The organism is Borrelia tillae (genome assembly GCF_055693965.1).
This window is the reverse complement of sequence record NZ_CM146346.1, coordinates 765,693-784,421: the sequence shown is the minus strand read 5'-3', so window position 1 is coordinate 784,421 and position 18,729 is coordinate 765,693. Positions and strand designations below refer to the sequence as shown.

12 protein-coding genes and 2 pseudogenes are annotated in these 18,729 nt (G+C 30.5%); 7 read left to right on the top strand and 7 right to left on the bottom strand.

What is annotated here, in order from left to right; genetic code table 11:
- Positions 1-206: 206 nt before the first annotated feature.
- On the top strand, positions 207-2,273 hold the full coding sequence (locus ACWUD1_RS03805) for an ATP-dependent DNA helicase (protein WP_472756473.1): 2,067 nt from the start codon (positions 207-209) through the stop codon (positions 2,271-2,273).
- Here the strand turns inward: ACWUD1_RS03805 and ACWUD1_RS03800 are convergent.
- Positions 2,270-3,061, bottom strand: coding sequence for a septal ring lytic transglycosylase RlpA family protein (locus tag ACWUD1_RS03800; RefSeq protein ID WP_472756472.1), 792 nt, complete (start codon positions 3,059-3,061; stop codon positions 2,270-2,272). The two genes, ACWUD1_RS03805 and ACWUD1_RS03800, sit on opposite strands and share 4 nt — an antisense overlap.
- Before the next feature lie 152 nt (positions 3,062-3,213).
- On the opposite strand from ACWUD1_RS03800, the gene ACWUD1_RS03795 reads away from it, so the two are divergent.
- Complete coding sequence (locus ACWUD1_RS03795) at positions 3,214-4,218, top strand: L-threonylcarbamoyladenylate synthase (protein WP_472756471.1); 1,005 nt, start codon at positions 3,214-3,216, stop codon at positions 4,216-4,218.
- A gap of 22 nt (positions 4,219-4,240) precedes the next feature.
- Here ACWUD1_RS03795 and ACWUD1_RS03790 read toward each other — a convergent pair whose 3' ends face one another.
- Both ACWUD1_RS03790 and plzA read right to left on the bottom strand, forming a co-directional pair.
- The gene (locus tag ACWUD1_RS03790; protein ID WP_472756470.1) at positions 4,241-5,329 is read right to left on the bottom strand and encodes a tetratricopeptide repeat protein; all 1,089 of its coding nucleotides are present in this window, start codon (positions 5,327-5,329) and stop codon (positions 4,241-4,243) included.
- Positions 5,330-5,336: 7 nt separating this feature from the next.
- Positions 5,337-6,122 (bottom strand): c-di-GMP-binding receptor PlzA, encoded by a 786-nt coding sequence (gene plzA / locus ACWUD1_RS03785; RefSeq protein ID WP_472756469.1) that lies wholly within the window; start codon positions 6,120-6,122, stop codon positions 5,337-5,339.
- Between the two features lie 256 nt (positions 6,123-6,378).
- Here plzA and ACWUD1_RS03780 point away from each other — a divergent pair, with 256 nt between their 5' ends.
- The 5 genes and pseudogenes from ACWUD1_RS03780 to ACWUD1_RS03760 all read left to right on the top strand — a co-directional run bounded on the left by ACWUD1_RS03780 (position 6,379) and on the right by ACWUD1_RS03760 (position 14,153).
- Entirely contained in the window at positions 6,379-9,231 is a 2,853-nt protein-coding gene (locus ACWUD1_RS03780) for a penicillin-binding protein 1A (protein ID WP_472756468.1), read from the top strand.
- A gap of 5 nt (positions 9,232-9,236) precedes the next feature.
- Positions 9,237-9,641, top strand: a complete 405-nt coding sequence (locus ACWUD1_RS03775; protein ID WP_472756467.1) for a ParB N-terminal domain-containing protein — start codon at positions 9,237-9,239, stop codon at positions 9,639-9,641.
- A 36-nt stretch (positions 9,642-9,677) separates the two neighbouring features.
- Positions 9,678-11,267, top strand: coding sequence for a glucose-6-phosphate isomerase (locus ACWUD1_RS03770; protein WP_472756466.1), 1,590 nt, complete (start codon positions 9,678-9,680; stop codon positions 11,265-11,267).
- 139 nt (positions 11,268-11,406) lie between these two features.
- Positions 11,407-12,800 (top strand): annotated as a pseudogene (locus ACWUD1_RS03765) (L-cystine transporter).
- Between the two features lie 21 nt (positions 12,801-12,821).
- Entirely contained in the window at positions 12,822-14,153 is a 1,332-nt protein-coding gene (locus ACWUD1_RS03760) for a CoA-disulfide reductase (protein WP_472756465.1), read from the top strand.
- A 7-nt stretch (positions 14,154-14,160) separates the two neighbouring features.
- Here ACWUD1_RS03760 and ACWUD1_RS03755 read toward each other — a convergent pair whose 3' ends face one another.
- From ACWUD1_RS03755 to ACWUD1_RS03740, 4 genes and pseudogenes are all read right to left on the bottom strand, one after another.
- Complete coding sequence (locus tag ACWUD1_RS03755; protein ID WP_472756464.1) at positions 14,161-15,519, bottom strand: ATP-dependent 6-phosphofructokinase; 1,359 nt, start codon at positions 15,517-15,519, stop codon at positions 14,161-14,163.
- A 35-nt stretch (positions 15,520-15,554) separates the two neighbouring features.
- Positions 15,555-16,526 carry a nucleotide-binding protein gene (locus ACWUD1_RS03750; protein ID WP_472756463.1) on the bottom strand — a complete coding sequence of 324 codons (972 nt, stop codon included), beginning with the start codon at positions 16,524-16,526 and terminating at the stop codon, positions 15,555-15,557.
- A 15-nt stretch (positions 16,527-16,541) separates the two neighbouring features.
- Positions 16,542-17,329, bottom strand: a pseudogene (locus ACWUD1_RS03745) (potassium channel family protein).
- Positions 17,330-17,335: 6 nt separating this feature from the next.
- Positions 17,336-18,655 (bottom strand): TrkH family potassium uptake protein, encoded by a 1,320-nt coding sequence (locus ACWUD1_RS03740; RefSeq protein ID WP_472756462.1) that lies wholly within the window; start codon positions 18,653-18,655, stop codon positions 17,336-17,338.
- Positions 18,656-18,729 lie beyond the last annotated feature (74 nt).

Genomic DNA, 18,729 nt, shown 5'->3' with positions numbered 1-18,729 from the left:
AGTGGAAAATGCTAATGACAATGTTTAAGAAGATTTCAAAAAATGAATTTTCAAAAATCACAAGAATTACAGATAATGTTTGTAATAATACATTTTTTTAAAAGAAGATGAAAGTAAACATAAAGATATGCAAGTTTAAATCATAAGGAATTTACAATAACTTCAGCAAAAATATATGCATTACTCAAAAAGGATACTTATCAAGATTGAACCTAACTGAATACATACTCGCAAAAAGTGAATTAAAAATCAAAGGTTTTATAAAAAGAAATACACAACTAAAGATGATAGAAAAAATAAAAGAAGCCTTTGAAAATGAAAGTTTTTTAGTAATTGAAGCACCAACAGGAACTGGAAAAAGCCTTGCTTACCTAATTGCTGCTATTGACTTCATTCAAAAAACAAAAGAAAAAGTAATAATTTCAACAGCATCGATTAATCTTCAAGAACAACTAATTAAAAAAGATATAGACTCTTTAGCAAAAATTCTCCCTTTTGAAGTCAAGTTTGGAATAATTAAAGGAATGAAAAATTATCTCTGCCTTCGCCGGCTTGAAGAACTTGAAAACAACCTTTTAATACATACACTAAACAAAACAAAATTAGAAGAATTAATTTACTGGTCACAAAATACAAAAACAGGAGATAAAGATGAACTTAATTTTATCGATGATCAAATCTGGGAAGAAGTGTCAGCAAATTCTGAGACATGCTCCGGGATTACTTGCCCCGATGAAAATAAATGTTTTTTTAAAAAGGCACGAAGAAAAATATTAGAATGTGACATTATCATAACCAATCATCATCTACTTCTAAATAATCTTTATATAAAAGACAAAATATTAACAGGAAAAGAAAATTATGAACATAGTTCTAAAAAAAATGATGCTGATGATGAGCTTAATTTAATCTTACCCAATATAAAAAATATAATAATTGATGAAGCGCACTATCTGGAAGAAGCTGCAAGAACCTTATTTAGTAAAAATTTTTCAAGAATTAGTATAAAACAAATTTTTACAAAAATAGATAGAATCATTAAGAAACAAAGTATAAATGATAAATTTAAGAAAAATTTCGAAGCCGAAACAATGCTAGGTTTTGAAAATATTGAACTTATGATAAAAAGACAAAAACAATTCCCATCAATTTATAGAATCACAAATGATACACACAAAACGAGTTTTTATACACAAATCGTAATATATCTGAAAGATATAATATATAATCTAAAAAAATACAAAACAAATATAATGACAATACTACAAGACATGGAAAATAAAACAGTTAAAATTGAAATAGAACGATTAATTAAAAACATAGAATCCAAAGAATCATTAATTAAAAATTTCATCTCTGAAAGTCAATATGACAATCTTTGTTTCTGGATAGAAAATAAAAAAAATATACCTATATTTAAAACTTCAGAGATTTATTTAGGTCCCGAACTAAACAAGATTATGTACAGAAGAGCAAAAAGGATAATTTTTACTTCAGCCACTCTTATGATAAATCAGTCATTTTCATATTTCTTAAATCAAACAGGATTAAACTTAAGCGATCAAAAAATCATAACTGTAAAATTACCATATTCTTTTCTTTATAAAGAAAAATCAATACTCACAGTTGTATCTGACATTGAAGACCCTAGTAAAGAAGAAAAATTTTTAAGTCAATCAACACAGTATATTAAAGAACTCATAACGTTAAATAAAGGGGGCACTTTAATACTTTTAACATCATTTAAAAGTCTAGAATATATAAATGCAAACATTAAAGATTATTTAATTGAAAGCGACATCAATCTTTTCATACAAGGAAAATTACCAAAAAACGAATTAATAAATTCATTCAAAGATTCACAAAAAAAAAGTGTACTTATAGGAATAAAAAATTTTTGGGAAGGAATTGATATTAAGGGGGATAAATTAACAATGGTAATAATTCCCAAACTGCCATTTCAAGTTCCATCAGATCCAATTTTGATAGCAAAAAATGAATTGGCTATTAAAGCAAATGAAAATTTTTTTATACAAGAAACATTGCCACAAGCAATAATGAAATTCAAACAAGGATTTGGAAGATTGATTCGAGATTCAAAAGACTATGGAATCATAGTATGTTTTGATAAAAGAATTTTCGAAAAAAAATATGGTAAATTATTTCTGCAATCATTACCTGATATTAATACCTATTACTCAACTCATAAGAATATAAAATTAATGATAAATAAATTTTTTAAAAAAATAGATCAAAATCAATATCTATATTAATCTATATCCATAGAAACATTATCACCTGGAATTTTGGTCTTCCTTACCAAAATCTCCTTATATCCTGTAGATTTAATAAGTTCAACATTCTTGTGAACATCATCAGCATAAGTAGGAATAAATACTGTAAAAAAAGGTCCATGAGAATTTACAAAAACATTAAGTCCAGCTTTTTTAAGTATTTTATAAGCTCTCTGCGCATAATCTTTCATTTTATAAGAACCTACTTGTATATAAAAATCTGGTTCTGAACTTAATCTATCTGCTATTCTCTCTGCAACTTCAGGACGAACTTTATCTAAGTCAGAATTTTTGTTCAATTCTGGCTCTGTAACAACAAAGTTGTTTTCAGGATGACTTACTTCCTTAGAAGTTTGCTTAGGTTTTTTAGATTCAGCTATAACCTTTTTATCATCTAGTTGTTCCAATATCTCAAGTTTTACAGGTGCAACTCCTATTCCTAGAAAATCCAGTTTTTCAGCAGCGGATTTTGATAAATCAATTATCCTATCTTTTCTAAAAGGACCCCTATCATTAATTCTTACAACAACTGTTCTATTATTAAGCAAATTAGTAACTCTTACAACAGTATTAAATGGAAGTTCTTTATGTGCAGCAGTAAGAGATGTCATATCAAATTTTTCACCATTAGCAGTAGGTTTGCCATGAAAAGCCTCGCCGTACCAAGAAGCAAGTCCCACAATAGCACCATTTAACTGGGCAACCGCAAACAATAACAATAACAATCTAAACCTAGCACTCATAATAAGATCAAATAAACTTATCATACTACGCATTATACTATATTGTATACGATAATATAAAGATTAAAACTTACAACACAAAAAGTAATCAACTCCATCAACTTAAATTGTTTATTTGCAACTTTTTTGCTTTAATAAATTAAGTCAAGTAAAACTAATAATAGGAAGTCCAAGTAATGAAAACAGAAATTATAGAACAGTCAGAAATAAATAAGGCAGCAAAATTTATACAAACAGGAGAATTAGTAGTATTTCCTACAGAAACAGTATATGGAATTGGTGCTAATGCATACGATGATGATGCGGTACGAATGCTCTTTCTAGTAAAAAAACGTCCCATCACAAACCCTTTAATAGTGCATGTAGAATCAATAGCAAAGATAAGTGGACTTGTAGAAAACATACCAAAAAGTGCACTGACTTTAATGAAAAAGTTTACTCCAGGACCTTTAACATTTATATTAAAAAGTGCAGGTAAAATATCTAGCTTCGTAAACGGAGGACTTGACAGTATAGCAGTAAGAATACCCTCAGAACCCGTGGCCTTAAAGCTAATTAAGATGAGCGGGGTTCCAATAGCAGCACCATCAGCAAACTTATCAAGACGCCCCAGTTCCACTAATTTCGAAATGGCAATCAATGAATTTGATGGCTTAATTAAGGGAATAATCAGAAAAAAAGATGGGGTATCGAGAATTGGAATAGAATCAACTGTTATAGGATTTGATCCTAAAGGCAACATATCAATACTCAGACCCGGATCAATTACAAAAGAAATGATAGAAAAAGAACTTAAAGGAAAATTTACAGTAGAATACTCCTCAACAGAAAAAGAAATATCTCAGTCACCTGGAAATTTATTAGAACATTACAGACCACGAATACCTGTTTATTTATTTAGACAAAGAGATAGCATAAGACGGTATGTATTAAGACGAGATACAAAAGTGCTCATTATGCAAGATACTTTTAGATCATACTGGTTCACTGGATCATGGGATATGAACAATATATGTGTATTTAACACATTAGAAGAATATGCAAAAAACATTTACAAAATATTCGTAGAATCCGAGAAAAAATATAAACAAATACTTGCTGAATTTGTGGAAAACAGTCAAATTGGATACTCAATTAATAATAGACTTAAAAAAGCCAGTCTTAACAAATTTATTACTTAAAATAATATCAAACAAGTTAAAACTATTTATTTAATAATTCTAAATATTTAAGGGCAATAGAATCATTTAAATTATATTCAAGAACTATCTCAAAACATTCTTTGGCCTTTTTCTTTTGTTCCATTTTTAAATAAAGAATCCCAAGATTTGAAATAATTTTGATATTATCAGGTTCAAGCTTTAAAGCCTTAAGTAAATATTTAAGACTATTCTTAAATTCAAGAAGTTCCATAAAACAGACTGCAATCTCATTCATAGCATCAATATTTTTAACATCAAGAGATAACACCCTTAGAAAAGCATTTTTTGCCTCAAAGTAAAATCCCTTTCTTCTATATCCCCATCCAAGCAAAAACCAAGCATTCCAAGAATTTTCATGATATTCCAAAAGTTTAATAAGTTCAGAAATAGCTTGCTCTTCTTTTGACAAAATTATCAAATCATATATTCTCTCAAGCTCTAAGGCTAAACTTTTATGAACTCCTATAGCACGTAAAACCTCATTTACCTTATTTTTTAATTTTAGATTATTAGAAATCTTTAAATAATGTTTTAGCAACTTTTGTGCTCTGTCTAATTTGTATTGTTTAACAAAGAAAAAACCAGCATTCGCAAACACATTTTCATTCGGATTTTCAAATTCTAAAAGTCTCTCATAAATTTTTAAGGCATTTTGATTGCTATCTAAAGCAGCCATATCATGATCGATTTTTGAAAAATTTTCAGCCATCTTCTCATACAATAAGGCTAAATTAAAAAGAAGAATTTCATTCTCATCATCAATACCTTTTAATGCCAGAAAAATCTCAAGCGCCAAGTTATAATCCCCCGAATCAATCTTAGTAAGACCTACATGAATAAGCACGTTGACAATATCTGGATTTAAAGCCAATAGAAGCTTTTTATAATAAGGAAAATTAATATTACCCTGATCATAAGCTGATATCTTAAGAATAGCAGACATGACAGACTCAAAATTAAGTTCATCTTGAGAAAAATGTTGAACATCACCAACTTCGACAGGTAGAAGTATACTAGGATCAAATATAAAATCTTTAATTTGACTTGTAAAATTTTCCGGAAGAGAAACATAAACAATATTTTTCAGCATAAATCCTCTAATTAAAATAATCATGGATTAACATAGTATAGTCAAGAGGGATCTTTTCTTCACAGAAAGCAACACCTAAAGCCAAAACCTTACCATTAGGAGTTTGAATAACACTTAAATTTCTTGCTTTCCCAACAATAGATACTTTCTTGCCTGCAATATCAAAATTGAAAATTAAATCATTGTCATTTTCATCCATTCCCTCATAATTAAAATAAGATATTAAAAGAGCACCCCCATAAGAGAGGTCTTTAATCAAACATCGATGCTGAATACCCTTAATCTCAAGAAAAGCTTTATCAGATTTAAGATTAAGCTTTTTAAGAGAATCCTTATTAATAATAATACGTTCATGAATTCTTTGATTTTGCCCAAGTTTCAAATCAAGAAGTTTACCAATCTTAATTGCAAACCCTTCCGGAATAGGGGATATAAAATCTAAAGTCAATAAATTATACTCCCTCTCTTGAACAGAATAAGAAGACGTATTGACCAGTTTAATAACTAAAGAAGGAATAAAATAAGGACCATTTGCAACATTATCAAAACTCTTCAATTGAATATTGCCTGAATTTCCATTTTGGGCTAAAACAGATAAAATTGTATCTTCTTGAAAAACAAGCTTAATAGAATTCATAGAAATAGAATAAATTATACCATATGATACGTAAGTACCAACTTTCAATTCAACAGAATTTTTAATATTAAGGAAACTATTAATCTCAGTGCTCATCTTAATTTCCTTACCCTTATATTTAGTTTCATAATCTTTTATTTTTTTAGACAAAAACATAAACCTCTCCTCCTTTAAAATCTAACAAACATGATAAAAATGCTAAAATGATATCCAGGAACTTTAAAGAAATAAAATTCAAAAATCTTAAGTTATGCATAGAGTACACTTTAAAATAATTCTATCCCAAAATATTAGATACAACCAATAGTTAATAATTTATTGAAAAAACCAAATCCACATTCAAACAAAGTCAAAGTATAAAACCGATCGTATAAAAAAACTATAAAAAAATCTTATTAAAAGAAAAGCTCTTATGCACAGATATCAATCTTATAATATTTATAGTATAATTGTCACGGAAGGGTGTAATTTGAAGAATATTAACTTTAGTACAAGATCTATCATACTTATTTATTTAACATACTTTACTATAGGCTTTTCTATTATTTTGCTGTCAATTGCTATAGTCGAAACTATCAACATTCAAAAAGATAAAAGCTTTGGAGATGTAAATCCAGCTATACCATCAAAACTTTTTGATGCAAATGGTAAGCTCATAACACAATTTATATCCGATGAAAATAGAGAGCTCCTTTCTTTAAGAGAAATGCCTGATAATTTAATAAACACACTTTTAATACGCGAAGATCTTAGCTTTTTTTTTCACAGAGGCTTTTCGCTTATGGGTATTCTCAGAGCTGCTTTTAATATCGCTCTTGGAAGATATTTTTCAGGAGGAAGTACCTTAACACAACAATTGGCAAAACTCTTATACACCAATCAAGCAAGACGATCAATTTTAAGAAAATTAAACGAAATATGGTGGTCTATACAACTTGAAAAAAAACTATCAAAATATGAAATACTTGAGAAATATCTAAATAAAGTCTATTTTGGAAATGGCAATTACGGTGTAGTAGCAGCCTCAAAATTCTTTTTTAACAAAAGTGTCCAAAATATTAACACTGCAGAAGCTGTTTTAATGATTATACAACTACCCAATGCAAAACTCTATTCACCATTTTACAATCCAAAGTTTGCTAAAAAAATACAAAAGGCTGTATTAAATCAAGTAGTATCCAATGGAATTATCAGTCCTCAATTAGCTGAAGCAGAATTTAATGAATACTGGAAAAACTATGATTGGACTCGAATGGCAGACACATCTGCTATTTCTGGCAAAGAAGATAATGCTCCTTATTTTTCAGAATATATAAGACAAAGAATAATTAAATATCTTCCAGCCGGAGCAAACATATACAAAGACGGATACTCAATATACACAACACTAGACCTTAAAGCCCAAAAACATGCGAATGAAGCTGCACAAGATATGATTACACAAGCAAGAAAAATGTATAACTCTACCAAATCATCTGAAACACTGACAATTAATTCAGAACTAGTTCCCGTAATTGATACAATTTCTGATTTATTTGGAATAAACAGCACCAGAGTCAACGGAAGACAATATAAAAAATTAAGAACAAGAAAATTTTATGAAGATAATATCGATTTAATTGCAAGTTTTGCTGCAATACTAGGAATTGATAAAATAGATAAAGCAACAAAAGAATACACGATAAATAATAAAACACATCCAAATTCAATTGTACAACCAGAAGGCGCACTCATAGCACTAGATACCACAACGGGAGCAATAAAGGCAATGATTGGAGGAAGTGGGTACAGAAAGGGGAGTGAATTTAATAGAGCGACCCAAGCAAAAGTACAACCTGGAAGTGCATTTAAAGCCCTATATTTCTCAGCAGCTATAGACTTAAAAAGAATCACAACTTCAACAATGTTTTCAGATTCTCCAGTGGCCTTTTTAAATCAAGATGGAGAAATTTATGCCCCTGACAACTACGGTGGCAGATGGAGAGGAAATGTATTAACACGAAAAGTACTAGCTTTATCCCTCAATATTCCTGCACTTAGAATACTCGATATATTAGGATTTGAAAAAGCAATTAAATATTCTGCTAAATTATTAGGAATAAAAGATCAAAATGAAATAAACAAAACATTTCCAAAGGTATACCCTCTTGCACTCGGTATCATATCAACATCGCCAATACAAATGGCAAGGGCGTTTGCAATTTTGGGAAATAGCGGTAAAGAGGTAGAGCCATATGGAATAAGATATATTGAAGATAGAAACGGAAAAGTAATAGCAAACGTAGAATCTGAAATTCTAACATCAATTAAAAACAAAGGCTCTAATGCCCAAATAGTATCTCCTCAAACTGCCTATATTATGACAGACATGCTGAAATCAACAATCCAATATGGAACCCTGGCTAATCAAAGATATACAAATCTTAAAGACTTTAAATCTGACATTGCAGGAAAATCGGGAACCACACAAAACTGGTCTGATGGATGGGCAATAGGATACTCTCCGTACATAACAACGGCCTTGTGGATTGGTTTTGATAAAAAAGGATATTCATTAGGAACTGCTGGCACAGGAACAGGTCTTGCTGGCCCTAGTTGGGGCAAATTTATGGCAGAATACCACAAAGACTTACCTAGAAAAGTTTTCGTAAGACCTAAAGGAATAATCAATGTGCAAGTACAATCAGAAACAGGATTATTGCCAGAAGGAGTACCTAATGAAACAACAATAAATGAAATATTCATTGCAGGAACCCAACCATTTGAAAGGTCAAGATACTATGAAAACAAATCTGAATTTTTAAACACAATGGAATTTAACATCTATGGAATTGATAAAATAAATGACAATGATGAGCTCAATATCGAAACTAACGAATTTGAATATCTAACCTATGACTTCGATCAATCAAGTAAATCAAATAACAAAACAGAATCTACGAATAACCCTAATCAAATTAATAATAACGCAGATAATAAAGATAACAATTTGAAAGGCGAAAGCAATAATGAAAGCATGAACCATGCTATGTTAAATACAAACATAGAACACAATGCCAACTATAAAAGAACAGATGAAGAAAAAGTAAATGATATAGATGACAATATCAATGGGGAAAAAATAATGGATCCTGTCACAATCGATAAAACAGATCAAACAAATGAATCTCAAAATGACACAAAAATCAAAGACAACGTTTTTACTGATGACAATGATGAAAATGATCATAAAGACGCAAATGGCGAAACTATTCAATTGGATTAAGGAAAATGTTAATAGATTTAGAGCAAATAAAAATTAAAAGACGAATCAGACAAAATATAGGAGATACCACATCTCTGAAAGAAAGTATTAAAAAACATGGTTTAATTTATCCAATAATCATAGATAAGAACAAAAATCTAGTAGCAGGTTTTAGACGATATCAAGTATTAAAAGAACTTGGATACAAAGAAATCGACGTCAAAGTCATTCCCATAGAAGACAAAAAGACATTGCTTGAAATCGAACTTGATGAGAATAATATCAGAAAATCATTTACAAAAAGTGAATCAGAAGTAGGAGAAGAACAACTACAAAACTATTCAGAAAAAAATATAATTATAAGATATTTAAAACTTATAATACTCAAAATAAAAAAATTCTTTAAAAAAAACAACGCAAAATTTAAATAAATAAATTCAATACACAAAAACTATGGAGGTTATTTTATGACTAGTTATATAAATCTTAATAAACTTAAAAGTTTTCAGGAATTAAAGCAAACCGCTCCCGAAAAACTAAAAAATACGTTAAATAAAACACGTATCAAAACATATGATATTAAGATAGACGGGCACCAAGTACATTATAACTATGCCACAAAACAAATTAATGAACACCATCTAAAAATATTTCAAAGTTTAAGCGATGAAGCAAATTTAATAGAAAAATATCAAGAACTCATTGATGGAACACATATTAATATCAGTGAAAATAGAAAGGTTCTCCACCATTTAACAAGAGGGCAACTTGGAAAAAAGGTCACAGAAGATAATGAAGATATGAAAGAGTTCTTTGAAACTGAACTTAATAGAAGTTTTGAATTTGCAACTCAAGTTCAAAATGGAACAATTAAAAACATAAATGGCAAAGTCTTTAAAAACGTGGTACAAATTGGAATTGGTGGCTCAAGCCTTGGTCCAAAAGCACTATATACCGCAATCAAAAATTATGCTAAAAGTAAAAATTTACATCTGATGAAAGCCTATTTCATTTCAAACATTGATCCAGACGAAGCAGAAGAAGTTTTAAGTGAAATAGACCTTCAAGAAACACTATTTATCGTAGTATCAAAAAGCGGAACCACGCTAGAAACAGCTTCTAATATGCAGTTTTTAATTAAAAAATTAAAAGACAATGATGTTAAAGAGTATAAAAAGCAAATCATAATCATTACCTCAAAGGGAAGCATGTTAGCACTTGAAAAAGGATACCTTGAACACTTCTTTATGCACGACTCAATCGGAGGAAGATTTTCGCCAACATCAGCTGTGGGAATGATCCTCATTACTCTGTGTTTTACAGAAAAAATCACAAAAGAAATCTTAAAAGGTGCTCATGAAGTTGATAAAGCAGCACTAAACAAAAATGTCAAAGACAATGCCCCTCTCCTAGCAGCACTAATTAGTATATATGAGGGTAATATTCTCAACTACAGTAACAACTGCATTATTGCTTATTCAAAGGCAATGGAAAATTTTTATCTTCATTTACAGCAACTTGAAATGGAAAGTAATGGAAAAAGCGTAAACAGGTTTGGAGAAAAAATTGATTATAAAACAGTAAGAATAATCTGGGGAGGTATTGGAACAGATGTCCAACATTCATTCTTCCAGATGCTCCATCAAGGCACAGAGACAGTACCAATGGATTTAATAGGATTTAGTGACTCTCAACTCAAGCAAGACATCACTGTAAACGGAACATCAAACAATGCTAAGCTAAAAGCAAATTTAATAGCTCAAATAATTGCATTCTCTTGTGGAAAAAAAGACATCAACCAAAACAAAAACTTTGAAGGCGAAAAACCTTCTGCATTAATATATTCAAAAGAACTTACACCGTATACAGTAGGTGCAATACTATCACACTATGAAAACAAGGTTATGTTTGAAGGATTCTTACTAAATATAAATTCATTTGATCAAGAAGGGGTTCAACTTGGCAAGACAATCGCAAACAAAATTTTAAAGGATGATGACTTCAAAGATGAAATAATACAATCGTACAATAGCTTACTTGAACACAGTCACAAATAAACAAGTAATCAAGCTAAAATAAAATCTCAGAACATATTTTAAATAGCGACTGGCTACTAAAATCATGCACATAGAGATTCAAAACATAATTAAAATAGCCCATATTGTATTAAAATAATACACATAAGAGGTGAAAATAATGGGTACAACAATAACGTATATGTATATATTAACAAACATTACAGTTATGTTTATATTAATAGGATTTATATACTTCCTACACAAAAAACACGTTTCATTTACAAAAAGACTACTTATAGCTTTAGGATTAGGAATAGTCTTTGGTATATCTATGAAACATTTTTATGCATCAGAACCAATAATACTAAAAGAAACTATCAAGTGGATTAATATCTTAGGCACAGGATATATAAGACTCACTAAAATGATGATAATACCACTCATACTTGTTTCAATAATATCCGCAATAGTAAAATTAACAAACAGTCAAGAAATCTGGAAAATGAGCCTATTTGTAATATTTATACTCATATTCACAGCAGGACTTGCTGCAACAATCGGAATTTATGCATCTCTATTCTTTAAACTATCAGCAGAAGGACTTCAATCTGGAATAGATGAAATTACACAAGGAGAAAAATTAAATCAAAAGCTATCAAATCTGCAACAAACGCCTATTACACAAAAATTATCAGAACTTATACCTGAGAATATATTTGCAGATATGGCAGGAACAAGACCAAATTCAACAATTGGAATAGTAATAGTCGCTGGTCTAATAGGTATTATTGCTCTTAGAGTTGCTAAAAAAAAACCAGAATCAATAGAATTTTTCAAGCAAATAATATCAACAGCACAAGATTTAACTTCAGGAATGATAATATTAATTCTAAAATCAACTCCTTATGCCATATTAGCAATGATTACAAGGATATCGGCAACAAGTGACACTGAAAGCATTATGAAACTTGGAAAATTTGCATTTGTCTCCTATGTTGCTATTGGCATCACACTTTTAATGCACATGGCACTAATTGCACTTAACAGACTAAATCCCATTACTTTCTTTAGAAAAGCATGGCCAGTCTTAACATTCGCATTTATATCTCGTTCTAGTGCAGCAACAATACCTGTTAATGTAGAAGTGCAAACTAAACAATTAGGGGTCAGTGAAGGCATTGCAAATCTTTCAAGTGCATTTGGGGCATCAATTGGACAAAATGGTTGTTCGGCAATCCATCCTGCCATGCTAGCAATAATGATTGCCCCTACGCAAGGAATAAACCCAACAAATCCTTCATTCCTTATCCAGCTTATAGGAATCATCATAATAACTTCATTCGGAGCAGCGGGAGCTGGGGGGGTGCAACAATATCATCTTTAATGGTTCTCTCATCAATGAATCTGCCTGTTGAACTTGTTGGTTTATTAATATCTATTGAACCTTTAATTGATATGGGTAGAACATCTGTCAATGTCAGCGATTCAATGGTTGCAGGGGTAATAACAGCAAAAAATCTTAAGCAACTAGACAAAAATGTTTATAACAATCAAAATGAAATAGATAAGTAAGATAAAAAGTAAGGAACTTTTATGAAAATAATAATTATTGGGGGCACTGCTGCAGGTACCACTGCTGCTGCCAAAGCAAAAAGAACAAATCAAAACTTAAATATTACTATTTATGAAAAAACAGACATTATTTCTTTTGGGGCTTGTGGATTACCATATTTCATTGGTGGTTTCTTTGATGAACCAAACAAGATGATAGCCAGAACGCCTGATGAATTTGCACAAAAAGGAATATCAGTACTTACTGAACATGAAGTTATTAAAGTAGACACAAAAAATAATACCCTTCAAGTAAAAAACCTCAAAACAAAACAGATATTTAATGATAATTACGACAAATTAATGATTGCAACAGGGGGTAATCCCATCATCCCACCAATTAGCAATATTCAATTAAATAATTTCTACACTCTACGTAACATGAAAGAAGGAAAGGCAATAAAAGAACTCCTTAAGAAAAAAGAGATACAAGATATAGTAATAATTGGAGCTGGATATATTGGAATTGAAATGGTCGAAGCTGCCAAAGTACTTAAAAAAAATGTAAGAATAATCCAACTAGATAAACGAATACTAACCGAAGCGTTTGACACAGAAATTACTAACATAATGGAAGAAGAATTAATTAACAATAATGTATCACTCCACACAGATGAATTTGTAACAAGCTTAATAGGAAAAGAAAAAGTTGAAGGCATAATTACAAATAAAGCCGAGTACAAAGCAGATCTCGTCATTCTTGCTACGGGAATCAAACCTGCTACTGAATTTCTAGAAGGGCAACTTAAGACATTAAAAAATGGAGCAATAATTGTAAATGAATATGGTGAGACTAGTTCAGAAAACATCTTCTCTGCAGGAGACTGTGCTACAATTTATAACATTGTAAGTAAGAAAAATGATTATATTCCTCTTGCAACAACAGCTAACAAATTAGGAAAGGTCATTGGTGAAAATCTAGCAGGAAAACGTGTTTCCTTTAAAGGAACACTAGGCTCTGCTTCAATTAAAGTTTTATCCCTTGAGGCAGCCAGAACTGGTATCACAGCTGACAATGCATCAAGACTTGGAATTAAATACAAAACAGTATTCATAAAAGATAAAAACCACACAAATTATTATCCCAATCAAGAAGATTTATATATTAAATTGATATATAAAGAAGACACAAAAGAAATAATTGGGGCACAAATAATTGGTAAAAATGGGGCCGCAATAAGAATACATGCATTATCCCTCGCAATCTATTCAAAACTTACAACAAATGAACTTGGAATGATGGATTTTGCATATGCTCCACCATTCTCAAAAACTTGGGATGCATTAAATGTTGCAGGGAATGCAGCAAAATAAAAAATATTTAGTTTTTCATGTTAAATGGCTGACCAGTACTTACAAGAACATCTTTCCAGAAAGAACCATTTATATTAACTTTATTGCGATCAATGACTGCCATCTTTATCGGAATATGCACAAATTTAGCACTCCATAAACCAATTAATAATTTTGTCTTACCAGACATAGCAGCATGAACCGCATTTGAACCAAGGCGCGCACAATAAAGAGAATCACTAGCATTAGCTGGTGAACTTCTAATAATATAACTAGGATCAATATACTTAAGATTAATTGGAATATCTTTAGATTTAAAATATATATTAATTTTATCTTTAATGTAAAGTCCAATATCCTCATAAAGCAAATTACCAGAATTATCTCTTTTACGCATGCTAGAATCAAAATATTTTTGTCCTGCCCCCTCCGCTATCAATATCACTGCATGAGGGATTGTGTTTAAATGTCCTGCTGCCTTTTTTGCTTTTTCTAAAAGCCGTCTTTCAAGATGCGCAAGAAGCCCATTAGGCCCCTCAATATCAAAATCTAGTTCTGGAATTAAACAAAAATTAACATCATTAGAAGATAAAGCAGTATAAGCAGCAATAAACCCAGAATCTCTACCCATAACCTTTACAAGACCAATTCCATTATAGGCGCTATTTGCCTCAAAGTGAGCACCAGCAACCGCGGCAACCGATTGCTCTACAGCAGTTTCAAATCCAAAAGATTTTTGGACAAACATAAAATCATTATCTATTGTCTTTGGGATACCTACTACTGCAATCTTTAAATTTCTTCTCTCTATTTCCTCAGCAATCAGTAAAGAACCCTTTTGTGTCCCATCTCCACCGATATTAAACATCATATTAATTCCCATTCTCTCCAAAGTATCAACTATCTCAACAGGCTTAATTCCTCCTCTTGATGAACCAAGTATTGTACCACCAAGTTTATTAATATCGTCCACTACATCAGGATTAAGATCAATAAAACTCAAATCAGAATCTGACAAAAGCCCCTGATATCCGTACTTCACTCCATAAATATTATGCACTCCATATACATTCCACAAAGTCCTAACAATTGAACGAATAACATCATTAAAACCTGGACAAAGACCTCCGCAAGTAATAATTGCCGCTTTAACATGCCTAGGCATGAAATAAATCTTATGCCTAGGTCCAGCCTTTTCCAAGAAAATATTTTCATACTGACTCCAATCACTATCACCTTGATAAATATTAAATCTAATCTTATCAGTCTCACCAGTAAAATGCCCTTGACTCTCATCATCATAAAAACTAACTAAAGGATTATTTTGTTTACATTCTCCTAAGCTCTCTATTTTAAAATCTAAATTTTTATCCTTAAGTCTATGCATTAAGTTGCTCCTCCGTAATAATTATCATAATTTAATTATTTTCTAATAAATTGACTTTGCTCCTTAATCATATCGTATATATCATCATAAATATATGGAGAACCCTCAACAGGTGACTTAATCAAGTTACCTGCAATAAACTCAAAATATTTATTGAGTTTTGAATTCCTATCAAAATCAATAAACGGAATTCTATTATTAACTGATTCCCTAAAACTCTTTGCAAACGGAATAAAACCGATAAATTCAACTGGTATATTAATATTATTTTTAACAACACTTATTAAATTTTCACACATAGCTATCTCTTCACTAGATTCTATTCTATTTAATACAACTCTAGGATAAAAATTATTCATAATTCTTTTTATCTTAAGTGATGAACTTAAAGATATAGCTTCAATTCCCGCAACTAAATCTTTAAACTTAACATTTGTACCTTCTATTTTATTTTTAAAAAAACTACTAATATATTCACGTTCAGTGCTCTTTGATGGAAAAGCCAGATATAAAAGCCTATACAATGCATTTTTCAAAAAAGAATAAGCGTTAAGTATTGAAGGGGTCTCAGGAACCGTCACTATTATGCCGCTGTAAGCTGTTAAATAAAAATCTACTGTATTATAAGACGTACCTGACCCTAAGTCTATAAAAACAAAATCAGCAACAAGATCTCTTTGAATTGCATCTATTATTCTTTTCTTAATAGAAAAAGGAATATTAGCTGTTCCTGTATAAAGGGCATCTCCTGGCACCAAATAAAGCTTATTATAAGGTGTTTTAAGTATTAAACTCGAAAAATCTTTCTCACGTCTATTAATAAAAGCACCTATCCCAACACCAGTATTCTTAACTCCTAGACAAGTATGCAGATTAGAACCGCCAAGGTCTAGATCAACAAGTATCACGGTTTTGCCCAAACGTGCAAGCTTATAGCCAATATTAGCAACGAAAGACGTTTTTCCCACACCCCCCTTTCCACTTGCAACAGGAATAATCTTAGTCATCTTCAAATCCTACTACTAATCATTTTTTCTACCTTTATTAAACCTTTTTGTGAAATTAAACAACCTTAAAAATCCTAATCTCTTAGAACCATCCTCCCCCTTATAAGAAGCATCCTCTGCCTTAGAAACTGATATTAAATCTTTAATCAAGTCTTTATTATTTGTAAAATTCTCAATTCTATCGGGCTTGCCACAAATGACAATCTTATCATCTTTTAAGAAAAAATAATCTCCATCTACAAACTCATACCTAGAATTGCTTAGATTCCTAACAGCAATAACTGTAATCCCCTTTTCTCTTCTTAAATCAGCCTCAAGAAGAGTTTTACCTACATATTCTTTTGGAATAACAGTCTCAGCAACAATGATATCATGACCAACAATACTATATGTTGAAAGATTAGGAGATACTAATAATGGAGTTAATCTTCTTGCAGCATCTTTACTTGGAAATATAATTTTTGTAGCACCAAGAGTTTTTAATATCTCAGCATCATCCCTATCCTCAGTTTTAACACATATTTCTTTAACACCCAAAAGATTACAATAATGCGTAACAAGCGCGCTTTTCCCAAGATCATTGTCAAAATCAATAATAACAGCATCAGTATCTATAGGAATAACCTTTTTTAAAGCATTCTTAGTAAACTGATTAAAATAAAGCTTTCTGTAGCAATAATATCATATTCTTCAACCAGTTCTCTTGATGTATCAACAATAATAATTTGACAATCAAGTTTACTCAAATTCTCAAGAATATGAACTCCTAAATTACTAAGGCCAATAATAACGAATGTTTTCACTATTTTCTACCCTACCAAAATATCCTGTCTTGGTCTTGTAAATTCTTCAAAACGCGACCTTCGTGAAACAAAAATTGCCATAGAAAAAAGCCCTATGCGACCTGCAAACATAGTAAAAATTATAATTACTTTACCTAAAAATGACAAATCCTGAGTAACTCCAACTGATAAACCAACAGTACCAAAAGCAGAAAAAACTTCATATCCTAAATCAATAACCCTCCACTTCCCACCTCCTTCAGAAGCAAGAAGAATAAAAAATGAAATACACAAAATAAAAACGGCACGTACAAAAAATAAAAGAGCAAATCTTATGCTATCAATGGAAACCTTATAAGAACCAATAATATACCCATTACCATCCTGAGATTTGATTAATGCAAGAACAATCAGAAAAAATGTAGTAATTTTAATTCCTCCAGCAGTTGAACCTGGAGCACCTCCAATAAACATAAATGGTAAGGAAAGCATTTGGGTTTTACTTGTAATAAGAGAATTGTCAAGATAATTAAACCCAGCGGTCCTTGTACTTATTGAATAAAATATTGAATTAAATATAAGAGTTCCAATTGAATAACTTTTTCCAAGCTTATGCTTTTCTGAGAGAAAAAATAAAATTGAGCCTAAAACAATTAAAAAAAAACTTACTAAAAAAACAATTTTCGCATGAAGAGATAATTTCTTACGATATTTAATAGTATTCGTAATATCACGATATACCATAAAGCCGAGTCCTCCACAAATAACTAAAACAGCAATAACAATTATAGCCTCAGGAACATTACGCCATGCATAAATACTCTCAGAATGCATAGTAAACCCTGCGTTACAAAAAGCTGAAATTACGGTAAATAAAGCCTCAAGCACCGAAATACTAACTCCTCTCAGTCTAAAACATACTAATACTAATAGTACTCCAATTAATTCAATTAAAAAAGTTGTTAAAAGTATACTTTTCAAAATTTTGACAGGGTTATATTCAATATTTGAAAGAGAATATTGTTTGATGATTCTGGCATCAGTTAATTTCAACTTACGTTTAGGAATAAGCAAATAAAAAGTAGTAATCGTTATAAAACCAAGACCACCAAACTGAATCAACAACATTATGACAATAAATCCAAAAGTAGAAAAACTCTCTATTTTAACAGTAACAAGTCCTGTAATACTAACAGCAGATACAGATGTAAATAAAACATCTATATATTCTAATTCCTTCTCACCATTCCAAGCAATAGGCAATGACAAAAAAAACGAGCCTAAGAATATAATCAGAATAAAATAACTAAAAAGAAAAAACCTATCACTAAATTCAAATTTCAACATAAAAAAATAAAAGATAAAACATCATTATCAAAATAGCAAAATTCAGAACATTGAAATATTACCATAATTTTACT